The sequence below is a fragment of the Sphingobium sp. SYK-6 genome (genome assembly GCF_000283515.1).
Lineage (GTDB): Bacteria > Pseudomonadota > Alphaproteobacteria > Sphingomonadales > Sphingomonadaceae > Sphingobium > Sphingobium lignivorans.
Genome location: NC_015976.1, coordinates 1,928,947 through 1,945,595, shown reverse-complemented (window position 1 = coordinate 1,945,595; position 16,649 = coordinate 1,928,947). Strand labels below are relative to the sequence as shown.

Annotated in this window: 15 protein-coding genes; 7 read left to right on the top strand and 8 right to left on the bottom strand. The window is 67.2% G+C overall.

Going from position 1 to position 16,649, the window contains the following annotated elements; genetic code table 11:
- Positions 1 to 13: 13 nt before the first annotated feature.
- The 3 genes from SLG_RS08760 to SLG_RS08750 form a co-directional block, all read right to left on the bottom strand.
- Positions 14 to 571, bottom strand: coding sequence for a CvpA family protein (locus SLG_RS08760; protein WP_014076098.1), 558 nt, complete (start codon positions 569 to 571; stop codon positions 14 to 16).
- Positions 572 to 581: 10 nt separating this feature from the next.
- A complete protein-coding gene (gene radA / locus SLG_RS08755) occupies positions 582 to 1,949 on the bottom strand; it encodes a DNA repair protein RadA (RefSeq protein ID WP_014076097.1) in 1,368 nt (455 codons plus the stop codon).
- A gap of 70 nt (positions 1,950 to 2,019) precedes the next feature.
- Positions 2,020 to 2,460, bottom strand: coding sequence for a host attachment family protein (locus SLG_RS08750; protein ID WP_014076096.1), 441 nt, complete (start codon positions 2,458 to 2,460; stop codon positions 2,020 to 2,022).
- 113 nt (positions 2,461 to 2,573) lie between these two features.
- Here SLG_RS08750 and SLG_RS08745 point away from each other — a divergent pair, with 113 nt between their 5' ends.
- A complete protein-coding gene (locus SLG_RS08745; RefSeq protein WP_014076095.1) occupies positions 2,574 to 3,284 on the top strand; it encodes an endonuclease/exonuclease/phosphatase family protein in 711 nt (236 codons plus the stop codon).
- A gap of 98 nt (positions 3,285 to 3,382) precedes the next feature.
- Positions 3,383 to 5,755 carry a patatin-like protein gene (locus tag SLG_RS08740; RefSeq protein WP_014076094.1) on the top strand — a complete coding sequence of 791 codons (2,373 nt, stop codon included), beginning with the start codon at positions 3,383 to 3,385 and terminating at the stop codon, positions 5,753 to 5,755.
- Here the strand turns inward: SLG_RS08740 and SLG_RS08735 are convergent.
- The 3 genes from SLG_RS08735 to SLG_RS08725 are packed head-to-tail and all read right to left on the bottom strand — an operon-like array spanning position 5,721 to position 9,394.
- Positions 5,721 to 6,998, bottom strand: coding sequence for an SAM-dependent methyltransferase (locus SLG_RS08735; protein WP_014076093.1), 1,278 nt, complete (start codon positions 6,996 to 6,998; stop codon positions 5,721 to 5,723). The genes SLG_RS08740 and SLG_RS08735 overlap by 35 nt on opposite strands.
- A 56-nt stretch (positions 6,999 to 7,054) precedes the next feature.
- Positions 7,055 to 8,431 (bottom strand): cryptochrome/photolyase family protein, encoded by a 1,377-nt coding sequence (locus SLG_RS08730; RefSeq protein WP_014076092.1) that lies wholly within the window; start codon positions 8,429 to 8,431, stop codon positions 7,055 to 7,057.
- A gap of 9 nt (positions 8,432 to 8,440) precedes the next feature.
- Positions 8,441 to 9,394, bottom strand: a complete 954-nt coding sequence (locus tag SLG_RS08725; RefSeq protein ID WP_014076091.1) for a metal-dependent hydrolase — start codon at positions 9,392 to 9,394, stop codon at positions 8,441 to 8,443.
- Between the two features lie 383 nt (positions 9,395 to 9,777).
- Between SLG_RS08725 and SLG_RS08715 the strand changes: the two genes are divergently transcribed.
- Together SLG_RS08715 and SLG_RS08710 are read left to right on the top strand one after the other, a co-directional pair.
- Positions 9,778 to 10,257: an RNA pyrophosphohydrolase gene (locus tag SLG_RS08715; protein ID WP_014076090.1), complete on the top strand. Its 480-nt coding sequence runs from the start codon at positions 9,778 to 9,780 to the stop codon at positions 10,255 to 10,257.
- A gap of 127 nt (positions 10,258 to 10,384) precedes the next feature.
- A complete protein-coding gene (locus SLG_RS08710; RefSeq protein WP_041392974.1) occupies positions 10,385 to 10,606 on the top strand; it encodes a hypothetical protein in 222 nt (73 codons plus the stop codon).
- Between the two features lie 4 nt (positions 10,607 to 10,610).
- Here the strand turns inward: SLG_RS08710 and ald are convergent, their stop codons facing one another.
- A complete protein-coding gene (gene ald, locus SLG_RS08705; protein ID WP_014076088.1) occupies positions 10,611 to 11,729 on the bottom strand; it encodes an alanine dehydrogenase in 1,119 nt (372 codons plus the stop codon).
- 95 nt (positions 11,730 to 11,824) lie between these two features.
- Here ald and SLG_RS08700 point away from each other — a divergent pair, with 95 nt between their 5' ends.
- The 3 genes from SLG_RS08700 to SLG_RS08690 are packed head-to-tail and all read left to right on the top strand — an operon-like array spanning position 11,825 to position 13,739.
- Entirely contained in the window at positions 11,825 to 12,250 is a 426-nt protein-coding gene (locus tag SLG_RS08700) for a ketosteroid isomerase-related protein (protein ID WP_014076087.1), read from the top strand.
- Positions 12,247 to 12,840: a GNAT family N-acetyltransferase gene (locus SLG_RS08695; protein WP_014076086.1), complete on the top strand. Its 594-nt coding sequence runs from the start codon at positions 12,247 to 12,249 to the stop codon at positions 12,838 to 12,840. The genes SLG_RS08700 and SLG_RS08695 overlap by 4 nt, the downstream gene beginning before the upstream one ends.
- Positions 12,837 to 13,739, top strand: coding sequence for a carbon-nitrogen hydrolase family protein (locus SLG_RS08690; protein ID WP_014076085.1), 903 nt, complete (start codon positions 12,837 to 12,839; stop codon positions 13,737 to 13,739). The genes SLG_RS08695 and SLG_RS08690 overlap by 4 nt, the downstream gene beginning before the upstream one ends.
- A 10-nt stretch (positions 13,740 to 13,749) precedes the next feature.
- Here SLG_RS08690 and SLG_RS08685 read toward each other — a convergent pair whose 3' ends face one another.
- A complete protein-coding gene (locus tag SLG_RS08685; protein WP_014076084.1) occupies positions 13,750 to 16,395 on the bottom strand; it encodes a TonB-dependent receptor in 2,646 nt (881 codons plus the stop codon).
- Between the last annotated feature and the right edge of the window lie 254 nt (positions 16,396 to 16,649).

The window sequence follows — 16,649 nt, the reverse complement described above, 5'->3', positions numbered from 1 at the left end:
CGTCGGCTGCCTGTCATTCGCCGGCATCGGCCGCATTGTCCTGCTCGCTTTCTCCGAAATCGCCGAGCAGCCCACCCTGCCGACTGTTCTCCGCAATCCATTTGCTCGTGGCCGAGCTGCTGGCGTTCAGCAGCGGATAGGAGCGCGAGAGGCGCATCCAGTCCGGCCGGTTCGTCTCTACCCCGTAAAGCGCGTCATAGACGATCGTGAAGAGAACGAAACAGATCGTGGCGACGAGCAGGCCCTTCACCGCGCCGAAGCCAAGCCCGAGAAGCCGGTCGAACATGCCCAGCGCCGAGCTCTTGGTCTTGCCGCCGATATAGCCGGCCAGCACTTTCCCGAGCCCGTAGACAAGCCCGAAGATCGCGACGAAGGCGATGAGGGCCGCGCCATATTCCGAGCCGACGAGGCCGGTCAGCATCGCCGTCACCGGGGCGTGGAACAGGCGCACCGCGACAAAGCCGCCGATCAATGCGCCCAGCGCCAGCGATTCCGTGACAAAGCCTGCGATGAACCCGCGAATGGCGAGGCCGCCGATGAGAAGGAGGACGGCAATGTCGAGTGCGGTCATGCTGCGGTCGCTAGTCCCGCCCAAGCATATGGTCAACAAGGTCGCTGAGCTGCGTGAAGCCGCTCACGGAGAGTTCCTTGGCCTGCTTTGCCGCGCTCGACGGAACGAGCGCGCGCCGGAAGCCGAGCTTGGCCGATTCGCGCAGGCGCAGCGCGGCATGCGCCACGGGCCTCACCTCGCCGGAGAGCGCGATTTCACCCATCACCACGGCGTCCTGCTGCACGGGTCGCTCGGAGAGCGCGGAGATGAGGGCGCTGGCCACCGCGAGGTCGGCGGCCGGATCCTGCAGGCGGTAGCCGCCCGAGACGTTGAGATAGACTTCGCAGGCGGAGAAGCTGAGTCCGCAACGCGCCTCCAGCACGGCGAGGATCATGGCGAGGCGACCGCTGTCCCAGCCCACCACGGCGCGCCGGGGCGTGGCGCCGCTGGCAAGCCGCACCGTAAGGGCCTGGATTTCCACAAGCACCGGCCGCGTCCCCTCGATGGCGGGGAAGACCGCAGTGCCGGCCACGCGTTCGTCCCGCTCGGTGAGGAAAAGCAGGGAAGGATTGGCGACTTCCTGGAGCCCTTCGCCGGCCATGGCGAAGACACCGATTTCGTCGGTGCCGCCGAACCGGTTCTTGATCGCCCTCAGGATGCGATATTGATGGCTGCGCTCACCCTCGAAGCTGAGCACCGTGTCGACCATGTGTTCGAGCACGCGCGGTCCCGCGATCGTGCCGTCCTTGGTGACATGCCCCACCAGGATGAGCGCGGCCCCGCCCTTCTTGGCGAAGCGCACGAGTTCCTGCGCCGAAGCGCGGACCTGGCTCACCGTGCCCGGCGCGCCCTCGATCGTGTCGCTGTGCATTGTCTGGATGGAATCGATGACGAGCAGATCCGGCGCGCGCCCCCGCCCCAGCGTGGTGAGAATATCGCGCACGGATGTCGCGCTGGCGAGCTGCACGGGCGCATCGCCAAGGCCGAGCCGGCGCGCCCGCAGCCGCACCTGATCGGCCGCTTCCTCCCCGCTCACGTACACGACGCCGCGCCCCGCGCGGGCGAGACTGGCAGCGGCCTGCAGCAGCAGTGTCGACTTGCCGATGCCGGGATCACCGCCGATCAGCGTGGCCGATCCGGCTACGAGGCCTCCCCCCAGCGCCCTGTCGAATTCGGCAAGGCCGGTGCCGAGTCGCTCGGGCAGGGCCACGTCGCTGTCCAGCCCGACCAGCGAGATGGCGCGCCCGCCATCCTGCAGATCGTGCCGGACCGAGAAAGCCGTGGGCGCAGCTTCCTCGACCAGCGTGTTCCATTCCCCGCAATCGTCGCATTGTCCCTGCCAGCGCGTGGCCAGCGACCCGCAAGCCTGGCAGACATATCGGCGTTTGAGCTTGACCATGCCCCCTCATATCAGAACGAAGAGGGAACGCCAGATCAAAGCGGCGTGCGGGGAAGCGCAGGAGCGGCGCTCAGCTTTCGCTGACGATCCGCTCGATGTCCGGCACCGGATGCCCCGTCAGATCCTTGGCCACTTCGCCCACCAGCCGGCTTTCCAGCTCCTTGTGGTAGTGGCCGCGCAACTCGCCCAGCGTTTTGGGCGGCGCGACGATGATGAGCTTGTCGAAGGCATTCGCCAAGGCGCGCTTGTTGAGCATCGCGGCAGCTTCGTCCGCGAACTTGTCCTCCGCAAGGCGATGGAAGTCGGTTTGCTCCATGGCACTGCGTCCCGGCCCCACCGAAGAGAAGGCCCGGCCGGGCGCATCGGTGGCCTGCTCGTGGTCGGGAGGATTGTCCTGCTCGCGCTCCTGCTCGAGCACCAGATTGGGATAGGTCTCGTCGCCCTCGTTCCGGAAGAGCAGCATTTTCTTGCCGTCCATCACCGCGACAAGAGTCCCATGATCGATCTTCATCTTCTTCCTCCATTCGACGTTCTGCAGCGATAACGAATGGCCGGTCCGCCCGGTTGCGTCCCGCGTTCGGGGGGGCTTGTCAAGCGGGTTCGCGCATCCGAATTAGAGCGTCCATGATCAAGGTCGCTTCCTACAACATTCGCAAAGCCATCGGGACCGACCGCCGTCGACTGCCTGAACGGATCATCGACGTGCTCAACGAGCTCGATGCCGACGTGATCGCGCTGCAGGAAGCGGATCGCCGCTTCGGGCCACGCCATGCCGTGCTGCCGGACCGGCTGCTGGCGATGCACTCGGATTATCGGGCCGTTGAATTGCCGACCCGGACGGAAAGCATGGGCTGGCATGGCAATGCGCTGCTGGTCCGGCGGGACGCGCAGGAAGGGGCTGCCGGTGACGTCATGCATCTGCCGTGCCTGGAGCCGCGCGGGGCCGTGCTCGCCTCGCTCGATCTCAAGGGCATGAAGACCCGTGTGGTGGGCATGCATCTCGACCTTTCGGGGCTGTGGCGCCGTCGGCAGGCAGCCGCAGTCGTCCATCATGTCGACCAGCTTGAGGATGGCGATCCCTCGGGCGCGACGATCCTCATGGGCGACACCAACGAGTGGACCGTCAATCGCGGGTGCCTTGCCGATTTCGCGCGCCAGTATGAGATCGCGCCATGCGGTCGCAGCTTCCATGCCCGCCGTCAGGTCGCGGCGCTGGATCGGATCATGTGGCGCGGCAATATCGCGCTCGAGGATTGCGGCGTTCACAGCACGGCGCTGGCGCGGCGCGCGTCCGACCATCTGCCGATCTGGGCGACGTTCAGCACGAAGGGCTGACCGGCGCGGGGACTGACGGGCGCAGGTCGCTGCCGATAATCCGGTCTCCGCAGGATTGACGAGTCGACAAGCCGCGCCGTCCGCGCCAATCTGCCCGCATGCGGGAGAAGGAACTGAGGCTGGCGCTGGTCTGCTATGGCGGCGTGAGCCTCGCAGTCTACATGCATGGCGTCACCAAGGAGATCTGGCGCCTCGCCTGCGCCAGTCGGGATTTCTGGAGCGTCGGTCCCGCGCCGGACGGGGGAAGCGAGAGCATCTATCTCGCGATGCTGCGGGCCTGCCAGGCAGATCATGATCTCAGGCTGCGTGTCCTGCCGGACATCATCGCCGGAGCCAGCGCGGGGGGCATCAACGGCATCTTCCTTGCCCAGGCGATCGAGACCGGCGAGTCGCTCGATCCGCTGACCGAATTGTGGCTCCGCTGCGCCGATGCCGACATCCTGCTCGATCCCGATGCGCGGCCCCTGTCGCGCTTCACCAAATTCTGGGCGGCGCCCATCCTCTGGCTGCTGATGCGCCGGCGCGGCGACACGGTGGACAAGACGGTGGCGCCCGAGGCCCGGGAGGAAGTGCGCCGCAAGCTCTCCAACTTCGTGCGCGCGCGCTGGTTCGCGCCACCCTTCGGCGGCAAGGGCTTTTCGGGCCTGCTGCTCGATGCTTTCGACGCGATGAGTGCGGGTGCCCATGGCGAGCCGCTGCTGCCGCCTCATCATCCGCTCGATCTCTTCGTGACGGCGACGGATTTCGCGGGGCATGAGGAAACGCTGCGGCTCAACAGCCCCCCCCAGATCAACGAAACCGAGCATCGGCTGACCATCGCTTTCCGGGCTCGGGGCGATTATCCCCGCCGCCTCGCGGACCCGGCCGAGCTCGTCTTCGCGGCGCGCGCCACGGCGAGCTTTCCCGGCGCCTTTCCGCCTTTCACGGTGCGGGAACTCGATCGCGTGCTGAGCGAGCGGGAGCGGCCATGGCCGGGGCGCGAGGCCTTCCTGCGCCGCATCCTGCCGCACCACAGTGCGCGGGGCACGGCGGAGGATGCCGTGCTGATCGATGGCTCCGTGCTCGCCAATGCGCCCTTCGCGCAGGCCATCGATGCGCTCAAGGATCGCCCTGCCCGCCGGATCGTGGACAGGCGCTTCGTCTATGTCGAGCCCGCGCCCGACGTGGCGGGTTTTCGCCTGACGTCGCCCGTCGCACGGACAGAGACGGGCGAACGCCCCCTCCCCGGTTTTTTCCGCACGATCTTCGGCGCGGTCAGCGACATTCCGCGCGAGCAGCCCATTCGCGACAATCTGGAAGCGATCGCGGCCCGGTCGGCGCGGATACGGCGCATGCAGCATATCGTCGACGCGCTTCGGCCGGATATCGAGCGCACTGTCGATCGCACGCTTGGCCGCACGCTGTTCCTCATCCGGCCGACGGCGCGGCGTCTCGCCGTTTGGCGCGCCCGCTTTCAGCAGCGGGCGGCCCGATCGGCGGGGTTTGCCTATCCCGCTTATGGCTATCTCAAATATTCCGGCATTGTCGAGGAACTGGCCGACCTGATCCTCGCACTGGCCGGAGACGGGTCGCCGTTGGACCGGGAGGAATTGCGGCGGACATTGCGGGATGCGCTGCATGTGCGTGGCATCGACAATGTGGGGCACGGGACTTCGGATGGCGCGAGCGACGCGCTCATCGCCTTCTACCGGAGCCATGACGTCGCCTTCCGCATCCGCCGCCTCCGCTTCCTCGCTCGCAACCTGTCGACGGCGGGCGAGCAGGATTCGGCCGGCGAAGCAGTCGATGACGGTCGCGCCCAGATGCGCGACATGCTTTACGAGGCCATCGCGCTCTACGCGGAAAGGCAATTGCCCGGCTGGTTCGACGAGACTGTGCGGGAACGTGCCCGGGCGGCGCGGCGCGATCCGCTCGCCGCCATCGAGGCCGTGGCCGAGGCGCGGGATCTGCGCGCGGCCGATGCGGTGGTGGACGCGCGCTTCGCCGAAGCGGCGCTATGCCTCGCGCCGGAGGATCGCAGGCACCTGCTCAAGGCCTATCTGGGTTTCCCTTTCTACGACATCGCCACGCTCCCACTGCTGCAGGGTGAGGGACTGGACGAATATGACCCCATCAAGGTGGACCGGATTTCCCCCGAGGATGCGACGGCTATCCGCGCGGGCGGCGCTGCCGCGACGCTGCGCGGCATCGAGTTCAACAGCTTCGGCGCGTTCTTCAGCCGCGCCTATCGGGAAAATGACTATCTGTGGGGCCGGCTGCACGGCGCCGACCGGCTGATCGACCTGCTGCTCTCCACCATGCCGGCCTGGCCGGATGCGGATGCGCGCCGGGCCGCGTGGAAGCGGCAGGCCTTTGAGGCCATTCTCGACGAAGAAGAAGCGCAGTTGCCGCTCATGCAGGCGGAAATCGCGCGGATCCGGCAGGAGATCGACGCCGCTATGCCGGCGGCGAATCGCCCTTCACCAGAGTGACTTGCGAGACGTCGATCGACCGGCCGATGAACCCGCCCTCGCAATACATCAGATAATAGCGCCACAGATCGACGAAGCGGACATCGAACCGTAGCGGCAGCATGCCGGCGTCAACGGCCGCATCGAAGCGCTCACGCCACTTGCGCAGGGTCCAGGCATAATCAAGCCCGAAGCGGACCTGATCCTGCCACAGCAGCCCCTTCTGTGCGGCGATCTCCCGGAAGCGCCGCTCGGAGAGCAGGCATCCGCCGGGGAAGACATATTGCTGGATGAAGTCCGCCCGGGCGGCATAAGCGGGAAAGATTGCATCATCGATGCTGATGAACTGGATGGCCGCCCGCCCGCCCGGCTTCAGCAGGCGCGCAATGCTTTCCAGATAAGCGGGCCAGTAGCGCTCCCCGACCGCCTCGACCATTTCCACGCTCGCGATCGCGTCATACGTGCCTTCCGCGTCGCGATAATCGCGCAGCAGCACGCGCGCGGGCGCTCCGCTGGCGGCGAGGCGTTGCTCGACATGGGCCTTCTGTTCGCTCGACAGCGTAAGGCCCGTATAGTGCAGGTCGTATCGCTCGAGCGCCCGCGCGGCGAGGCCGCCCCACCCGCAGCCGATCTCCAGCAGCCGGTCCCCGTCTTTGAGGTCGAGCCGGTCCAGAAGCGCGTCGATCTTGCGGGTCTGCGCTTCGTCCAGCGGTTCATCGGGATAGGCGGGGCATGCGCTCGAATAAGTGAGAGTTCGGTCGAGCCAGAGCGCGTAGAAATCATTGCCGAGGTCGTAATGCTCGGCGATGTTCCGGCGCGCGCCACGCCGGCTGTTGTGCCGCCGGGCGAGTTTCAGCCGCCCGAGCAGGCGCGGCAGCCCGGACGAGCGCGCCGCACTCCCCAGCGAACGGGCATTCGCGCCGAACAGGGCAAACAGCGTCACCGGATCCGGGCTGGACCAGTCGCCCGCCGCCCAGGCGCGATACCAGCCCGTCGAGCCGGAGGTGGCGAGGCGCGCGACCGCTCGCCAGCTTGCAAGATGGACGATGGCCGAGAAGCCCGGCGCATGGCCGCCGAGCAGGCGCACGGCGCCATCCGGCAAGTGCAGCTCGAGGGAGCCGGTCAGCAGGCCCCGATCGACTCGTCTCAGCACGGATGTGAACAATGCCCCCGGCACGAAGCGCCAGAGCCCCCGCCCCGCCCGCGCGCCCGTCCGGCGCAGGAAAGCGCGTTGGCGGCTCGCTGGCGGGGTGTGGACCGTCATGGCGCCAACATGGTCTCTCGGCGCCGTAAAGACAATCGTTCAGGCTGCCGAACGTTTCACGCCCGGATGGCGGCGTAAGCGGAAAGCGCGCGCTCGCGGGCGGCGCGATGGTCGATGATCCTGACGGGATAGCCCGATGGCCGGAACCCATGGCTTTCGGGATCGTGGACCACTCCATCCGGCAGCCCTGCAAGTTCGGGCACCCAGCGGCGGATATAATCCGCGGCGTCGAACTTGGCCGATTGGCCCAGTGGCGCCATGATCCGGACGAACATGCTGGAATCGATCCCGGTGCCCGCTACCCACTGCCAGTTGACGCTATTGTTGCCGTAATCGGCATCGATCAGCGTATCCCAGAACCACTGTTCCCCATGGCGCCAGTCGATGAGAAGATGCTTCACCAGGAAGCTCGCCGCGATCATGCGCACGCGGTTGTGCATCCAGCCCGTCGTCCAGAGCTGGCGCATGCCCGCGTCCACGATGGGATAGCCGGTGCGGCCCCGCTTCCAGGCTTCGAAGTCGCTGGCAGCTTCGCGCAGGTCCCGCCACGGAAAATCGTCGAACTGCGCCCTGCCGTTGGCGCTACCATGACGGGGATGCTGGAGGATCACCGTCTGCGCATAGTCGCGCCAGGCCAGTTCCCGCAGATAGGGCTCGGTCCGTCCATCGCGCCGGGCAATGCGATGCCAGATGAGGGACGGCGAAATCTCGCCGAAATGCAGGTGCGGCGACAGGCGCGAACTGCCCTCCACCGACGGCAGGTTCCTCGCGATGTCATAGTCCCCGGCACTATCCGCAAAAGCCTCGAGCCGGTCGAGCGCGCCTTGCTCGCCCGGTTGCCACGCCCGCGCCATGCCGGTCGCCCAGTCGGGGCTGGACGGGCGCAGCGACCAGTCGTCGAGATGCTCACTCGCCGGCCATGAGGAGGGCGCGGGGATTTTGTCAGGCCGGGCCATGGGTTCCGGCGGCGGCATCGTCTCCCGCAGTGCCCGCCAGAAGGGCGTGAAGATGCGATAGGGGCTGCCGCTGCCGGACTTCAGCAGGCCCGGCGGGTGAAGATAGTTTCCATCATGCAGCACGAGGTCGAGCACGCGCGCAATCGCCCGTTCCGCATTGCGCCACCAGGGCTCATAATGGTGCAGGGCATGGACGCGCCGCGCGCCCACTTCCCGCGCGAGCGCCGGCAGCACTTCGTCCGCGCGTCCCCGGCGAAGCACGAGGCGCGAGCCGGAGGCGCGCAGATCGCCTGCGAGGCTGGCGAGGCTCCCATGCAGCCACCAGCGGGATGCTGCACCCATGCGTCGATGGTCCGGCGTCTCGTCGTCCAGCACATAGACCGGCACGACCGGCCCTTCCGCGCAGGCCGCGAGCAGGGCAGCCTGATCGCCCAGCCGCAGGTCGCGGCGCAGCCAGAGGATGACCGGCTCCGTCATGGAGGGACGCTACCGCAGGGCCTCGGCCGGGACGCGGATCACGAAGCTGTTGCGCACCGGGATCCTGTCGAAGCGCTGGTCGCTCAGGACCAGATCGCCATTGGCCTCGCGCCGTGCGAGCGGCATGCGTGACCAGAACAGGAAGGCACGGGCATCGGGATCGACCGCGCATGCTTTCTCGATGGCGGGGTCGTCCATCCCGGTGGGCTGACCCGGTGCGGCAGCGGAGCCGGGCCCGGCGCTGCCGAAGAGACTATATTGGAAGCGGCCATGGAGGCCATCCGCCCGCCAGAGCATCTCGCGTTGCCATGGAATGAAGGGTTGCGGATTGGCGACGAGCGTCTCGGCTGCCCGCCCTTGCTGGCGCAACCATGTGTCGCCCTGTGCCTGCGCCACGCCGGAGATGGCGCCGTTGACGAAGATATAGGCACTGCTCGCCGCCACGATGATCGCGGCGCGTGTCTTCATCCCGTCAAAGGAAACGCGCTCTCCCCGCCGCGCCCAGACATAGCCGCCGATCAGCAGCGCCCAGAGCCAGATATCGATGATGAACAGCGTGTCGCCGTAGAACCAGCGGTCGCTGAAGGGCGAGAGCAGGCGTACGCCATAGCTGTTCAGCCAGTCGAAAGCGGGATGACTGAGCGTCCCGACAAGAGCGATGAACCACAGCCAGCCGAAATGGACCGGGAGCCTTCCTGCCGGCCGCGTCCCGCGGCGCGCTTGCCACCGGTCCACCAGGACCATGATGACCGCAAGCAGGACGGGTAGGATCAGCATGGCCAGCGGACCGTGCGTCAGCCCCCGGCGCAAGGCGAGCGACTGCGTGCCGAGAACGGTGCACGTCGCGTCGATATCCGGAATATTGGCCGCGATGATGATGGTCGGCATGCCGAGGCCCGACTTGCGCTTCAGCCCCAGTTGCCCGAGCACGGCGCCGACCATGCTGTGCGTCAGATTGTCCATCCGCTGTTCTTCCGGCCCTCCTGGCGTGCCGTCAAGCGATTGGCGATGAACGCTCGGGCCGGCGAAGGGCTAGAATTCGTCCTGAGAGGGGCGGGATTCATCGCGATGAGGATATCCGCCACGCCGCCGGTCATGCTACTGTCGGCGGCTCCGGATCGGTCCCCACGGGATGACGTCCGGAAACAAGATCCGGATTAGGTGGGGGCGTTGGGGGAACATGGCGACTATCGCAGCACCGTGGCCGGAAAGGACCATCGCAGGCATGAACTGCCCGTTGCGCCGCGCGCGGCCATTGCCTTTTCTCTCCCCGCTTGCCATCGGCAGGCCTCAGGGCGCTGATCGGATGAAGCAGCGCCTCAGGAAGGACGAATGCGAGCAGAACCGTGACGGACAAGGCTGACCTCCCCTATCGCCCCTGCGTGGGCATCATGCTGGCCAACCGGCAGGGCCATGTGTTCGTCGGCAGGCGGATCCAGCCGAAGGAAGGCGATGCCTGGCAGATGCCGCAGGGAGGGATCGATCGGGGCGAGACCGCCGAACAGGCCCTGATGCGCGAACTGGCCGAGGAAACGGGCGTCGCCGCCAACCTCGTGGACATTATCGCGCGTTCGGCCCGCGAGCATCTTTACGATCTGCCCGAGCCGCTCATCGGAAAACTGTGGGGCGGCAAATATCGCGGCCAGGCCCAGCGCTGGTTCCTCCTGCGCTTCAAGGGCGAGGATGGCGACATCAATATCGAGACGCACCATCCCGAGTTCGCCGACTGGCGCTGGGTGCAGGCGGAAGAGCTGGTCGACCTGATCGTGCCGTTCAAGCGCCCCGTTTACCGCGAGGTGGTGCAGGAATTCGGGCATCTTCTGTGATGCCGGGTAACGAGTGAATCTGCTTCCCCGCGGCCTGATCTGTCGGCAGCGTTTACACTTTCTTAACCATTAACCATCGTCCCACGCGGGAATGCGGGACTGGCATGGACATTGCGTAATGATCGCCATGAAGACGATCAGGCGCCTCTTCACGATCAAGACCAAGTTCGAGGCCTTTCTGGCCATCTACGCCCTGGCGCTCGGGGCCGTCACCCGCGGCCTCCATTACATGGAGCAATATCCCGGAACGCCCGGCAAGCTTCTGGCACTGGCCTGTGTCAGCGCCGTGATGATCGCCGGTGGGCTGATGATCGACGCGGTGACGCTCAAGCGCACTTACGAGAGCTGATGCGTCAACCTTCCAGCGCGCTCTCCAGCGGCACGACCTCATAGCCATGCTCCTGCGCCACCGGCGCGCAAGTGACCTGGCCGTTCCACACGTTGAGCCCCTCAAGCAGGTGGCTGTCGCGGCGCATCGCTTCCTTCCAGCCGAGGTCGGCGATGCGCAGGGCGTGCGGCAGCGTCACATTGTTGAGCGCATAAGTGCTGGTGCGCGCGACGGCGCCGGGCATGTTGGCGACGCAGTAATGGACGATGCCATCCACGATGTAGGTCGGCTCGGCATGGGTCGTCGGCACGCTCGTCTCGAAGCAGCCGCCCTGATCGATGGCGACGTCGACCAGCACCGCACCCTGCTTCATCGTGCCCAGCATCTCGCGGGAGACCAGCTTGGGGGCCGCCGCGCCGGGAATCAGCACCGCGCCGATCACCAGATCGGCCTGCGCCACGCAATCGGCGAGATTGGCCTTGTTGGAAAAGCGCGTCTTGGCCCGCGCCTCGAAATAGGTGCCGAGCTTTTCCAGCACCTCGGGATTGCGATCGAGGATCGTCACGTCCGCGCCCAGCCCGGCGGCCATCTGCGCGGCATTGAAGCCGACCACGCCCCCGCCGATCACCGTCACCCTGGCTGGCAGCACGCCGGGCACGCCGCCCAGCAGGACGCCCCTGCCCCCATGCGCTTTCTCCAGCGCCGTTGCGCCCGCCTGGATCGACATGCGCCCGGCGACCTGACTCATCGGCTTGAGCAGCGGCAGGCCGCCATGGGCATCCGTCACGGTCTCATAGGCGATGCAGGTCGCACCGGATTTCACCAGATCGGCCGTCTGCTCGGCATCGGGCGCGAGGTGGAGATAGGTATAGAGGATCTGGTCCTTGCGGAGCATCGCCCGTTCGACAGGCTGCGGCTCCTTCACCTTGACCACCATTTCCGCGCGCTCGAAAACCTCCCCGGCGGTCGGGACGACCTGTGCCCCCGCCTTGCGATAGTCCTCGTCGGTCGCGCCGATGCCGAGGCCGGCGCCGCTTTCCACCAGCACGTCATGGCCATGCGTGACGAGTTCGTGGACGCTTTCAGGTGTCAGGCCGACGCGATATTCGTGTGTCTTGATTTCCCGGACTGTGCCGACAAGCATGAGTCTTCTCCTGCTTTATTTGGATTTGACCTTAGCGAAATGCGCGAGGGGCGATAGAGACCCCGAGGCACAATTCTGGACGGAGAAGCGAGCAGATGACGCGTGACGAAGCCATCTCCCTGATCGAGCGCTATTACGCCGCCTTCAATGCGGGCGATCACCAGACCATGCTGGATTGTCTCGCGGACGATATCGCTCATGACGTTAATCAGGGCGGCCGCGAGACCGGCAAGGCGGCTTTCCGCGCGTTCCTGGGCCGGATGGACAACGCCTATCGCGAGCGGCTGACCGACATCGCGATCATGGCCAGCGACGATGGCAGCCGGGCCGCCGCCGAGTTCGTCGTCCATGGGGAATATCTGCAGGGCGAGGAAGGCCTCCCGCCCGCGCGAGGCCAGCGCTACGAATTGCCCGCGGGCACTTTCTTCACGCTCGCCGACGGGCTCATCACGCGCGTCACCGTCTATTACAATCTCGCCGACTGGATCGCGCAGGTGAGCAAGGAAGAGGCGGCCGCGTGAACGCTGTCGCTGTCGAGACCCTATTGACACCGGAGGCACACGCTGCCGTGCTGGAGGATCTCGCGCGGCTGCGCATCGCCGTGTTCCGCGCGTGGCCCTATCTCTATGACGGCTCCCTCGATTACGAGCGCCGCTATCTCGCGCATTTCCTCGGTGATCCGGGCGCGGTGCTGGTGGTGGCGCGCGCCGGCGATGTCATTGTCGGCGCGGCCACTGCTTCGCCCATGGCAGGGCAGGAAGCGGCGTTCCGCGCCCCCTTCGAGCAGCGTGGGCACGACGTCGCTCGCCTCGCCTATTTCGGGGAATCGGTGCTGCTGCCAGCTTATCGCGGCCACGGCCTTGGCCATGCCTTCTTCGATGCGCGCGAAGCGGCGGCGCGGGCGGCCGGCGCTCGCTCAGCCTGCTTCTGCGGCGTGATCCGGCCCGCCGACCACGATCTCCGACCGGCGGGTGCCCGCGATCTCGCTCCCTTCTGGCGCAAGCGGGGCTATGCACCGCTTGAGGGCGTCATCGCGCATTATGACTGGAAGGACCTCGATCAGCCCGGGGAGACATCCCATCCCATGCAGTTCTGGCACAAAAGCCTGTGAGCGCCTTCAATCTCGCCCTCGCCCAATATCCCATCGACCGGCTCGCCAGCTTCGCGGAATGGCAAGCGAAGACGGCCCGATGGGTGAAGGAAGCGGCCGATGCCGGTGCCCGGCTGCTGGTCTTCCCGGAATATGGCGCGATGGAACTGGCCGCGCTCGATCCTGCCAGCATGGGCGATCTGCAGGGCTCGCTCCGCTTCGTGGCGGGGCTGGCTCCCCAGATCGATGCGCATCACCGCGCTCTCGCTGCGGCGCATGATGTCCATATCCTCGCCGCCAGCCTGCCCTGGCCGCTACCGGACGGCCGCGTCGTGAACCGCGCGCGCCTGTTCACCCCGGGGGGACAGATGGGCCATCAGGACAAGATCGTGATGACCCGCTTCGAGCGCGAGCGCTGGGGCATATCCGGCGGCACCGCGATCCGCCTGTTCCGCACTGCGATCGGCCTCGTCGGCATCTCGATCTGCTATGATATCGAGTTTCCCATGATCGCCCGGGCGCAGGCCCAGGCGGGCGCAACGCTCATCCTCGCGCCGTCCTGCACGGACACGATGCAGGGTTACTGGCGCGTGCGGATCGGCGCGCAGGCGCGGGCACTGGAGAACCAATGTTTCGTCGCGCAGGCTCCCACGGTCGGCATGGCGCCCTGGTCGCCGGTTCTGGACGAGAATTATGGCGCGGCCGGGCTCTTCGCTCCGCCGGATGGCGACGCGCCGGACGATGGCGTGCTGGCCTCGGGTGAGCCGGGGCACGCGCAGTGGGTGCATGCCCCGGTCGAGGCGGCGCGCGTGCCGCGCTGGCGCAGCCTTGGCGCCGTGCGGCCCTTTGCCCATTGGGACGAGCAGTTTGCCGGCGCGATGCCCCCGGCGCTGCCCTGTGAGGTCGTTACGCTCGGCTGAGCCCGCCCGATCAGAAGATGAGCTTGCGGATGTTCAGCCGGATCGTCCTGCCCAGCGGATCCACGAAGGCGGGCTGGTAAGCGAAGGGCGTGTCGCCATTGCCGTCCGTGACGCGCTGGCGGTTGTTGAACAGATTGTCGACGCCGATCTGCACCCGCACCCCGCGCAGCAGCGGCACTTTCGTCACGAGCCCGGGCATTTGCGTCAGGTTGGCGAACAGGCGCACATTGACGGTTGCGAGGTCACCGAACCGCAGCTGGCTGGAGGGCACGCCCACCACGCCATCGATATGCGTAGCGCTTTTCCATTCTCCGGTCAGTCGCAGGCCATAACCGCCGCGCGAGAAGCCGGCCTGCGCTTCCACCGTGTGGCGGGAAGGCCCGGCGCCGCTGCCCAGCGCCGCGCCGTCGAGCAGGTCGAGCACCGGCAGGCCCGTCGCCAGCTGCGTCGTGTTGGTGAGCTGGATCTCATGATACAGCGCGAAGCTGAGACGCCCGCCGCCTCCGGGCCCGCCGGCACCGCCTCCGAAGCGGCCGCCGCCCCCGGCGCGCGGGCCGCCCCCGGCACCGGCGCCGCCTGGGCCGCGATCGGCGCGCATGCCCTGCCCTGATGCGCCGTCAGCAGGGGGCCGCTCGCTCTCGCCGGCCGGCGCAGGCGCATCCTGGCCGGGTTGCCGCGCTGCCCCGCCCTGCCCACCTTGAGCGCCCCGCCGCTGGAACGCCGCCCGCATCGCATCGATCTGGCTTTGCGGGGTACGCAGCCGCTTGCTGAAGTTGATGCCCCAGCGGATCGAATCGCGCTTCTCTTCCCTGATGTTGATCGGCCGCAGGTCCACCTGCGTCAGCCTGCCCGCGCCATCGCGCATGAAGCGATCCGGGAAGGCCGCTGCGGTTTCCGCCGTGATGCCGGGAAAGCCGGTGATGCCGGCATCGGTCCGCCGCCGGCTATAGTCGAGGCTGAGGCGCAGGTTCGGGTCGTCCAGCGCCGTCACCACGACGCCCAAGCGGAAATTCCGCGCACGCGGGGCATCCAGACCGGCATTGCCGCCGGAAATGGTGGTGACGAGCGCGGTTTCGCCCCGCACATAGTCGAACACCGGCACGAACTGGGTGAAAGTGACCGGATCACCGAGCTGCGCCGGTGTCGGTGCGGTCTTCTCGTCGCGATAGGAGGCGGAGAAGGCGATGCCCCGGCGGGGTGTCCAGTTGAGGCCGAGCCCGAGTTCGCGCAGCGTCCCCGCGTCCGACAGGTGCTCCACCCCGCCGCTCGCATTGGCGGACAAGCGGCCGATCGGGCTCGAAGCGGGCGTGAGGGGGATTTCCAGCGTCAGCGCGCCGCTAGCAGCATCCCGCGCGAGATTTCGCCGGGTAAGGACGAGATCGCGGTCGAGGCTGTTGTCGATCCGCAGGGTCGAACCGCTGACCCGCACAGTCGCCGCGACATCGCCCGCCGGCAGCCGCAGCAGCGAGCGGTTGTAGAGCAGGTCGACATTGGCGGTGTCGCGCGTGCTGCGCGTGTCATCTGCCGGGCGGCCGACCAGCCAGTTGCCCGCCAGCGGCAGCGACGGGTCAGCGGTCGGATCACCCGCCGCGACCGCCTGCGCATAAGCAGTGAGGTCGAAGGGCCGGGCTGTGATGCCGCGCGATTCCTGCCGGGCGTAATTGGCGGTCAGCGTCCATTGCCCCGAACTGCGCTGCGCATTGATCGTCAGGCCGATCTCGCCATTCTGCGTGCTCGACGAGCGGCCGAGCGCGCCGATGCCGGGGGCGGTTGGATAGACGATACTGTCCTCGGGACCACCGGCATAAGGCGTGCCGCCGGGGATGGTAACGCCGGGCAAGGCAAGGCCGACATCGCTCTCGCTGCCGGTCGTACCGATCTCGGCGCTCAATGTCGCATGCGTGCGCTCGCTTAGCGGGCGATAATAGCTGCCATTGATGGTCAATTGGTCGCGCTGCGGAACGAGCGAGCGGGCGGCGCTTTCCGGCCGGGTGAGTCCGCGATCCGATTCCAGCAGGCCGCTGGTCTGCGTCCATTCCGCCGAGATGTTCACGCGCTGGCCATTGCGGATGGCGAGGAAGCCACCCTCTGCCTCCAGCGTTGCCGCGCCGCCCGCAGTCGGGAGCCGCGTGCCCGCCTCACCGGTGAAGGCGCGGAAACGCTGGCGCAGGACGATGTTCATCACCTTCTGGTCCGCGCTATACCCGTAGCGCAGCCCCACTTCCTCGGGCAGGATGTCGACGCGGGCAATCGCCTCGGCAGGCAGCGACGCGATCTCGCGGAAGCTGGCGATGCGCCGGCCTTCCAGCAGCGTCACCGGGGGCTTGCCGCTCGCGCTCTGCAATTGCGGCCCGAGTTCGGTCAGCAGGTCGCTGATCGTGCTGACGCCCAGCGCGCGGATATCCGCGGCGCGAAATTGCTGCTCGGGCTTGGTGTCGCCGACCACCGCGCCGCGTTCGCGCGCGCCGGTCACGACGATTTCCTCTTCGTCGCCGAATTCCCCGCTGGTGCCCGCGCCGACGGGTGGCAGCATCGTCCCGTCCGTTTGCTCCGTTTCCTTCTCGTCAAGCGTCTGGGCACTGGCCCGTGCTCCGGCCAAGGCGCCGAAAGATGCCGTCGCCAGGATCATGGCGGAGAAACGGAACGGATGGTTCATGGGCAGGATCAGCCTTGCTGGTGAGTAGTGTCCGGAGCGCGTTAAACGGTGAAAGCTGTCACTTCCCTGACCGGACCGCGCGGCGCAGCCGTGACCGGCGCTTGCCCGGCGAGATCGCCGGCGCGGGCGGCGCGTGCAGGAGAATGACGGCAAATCGCGGCGCGATTGCCGGAAATCGTCGCCCCCGACAATCGTTGAACTTGTACTAAATTGTCGTCATGCCCGCGAGGCCGGCACGACCGGTCAACCAGGGA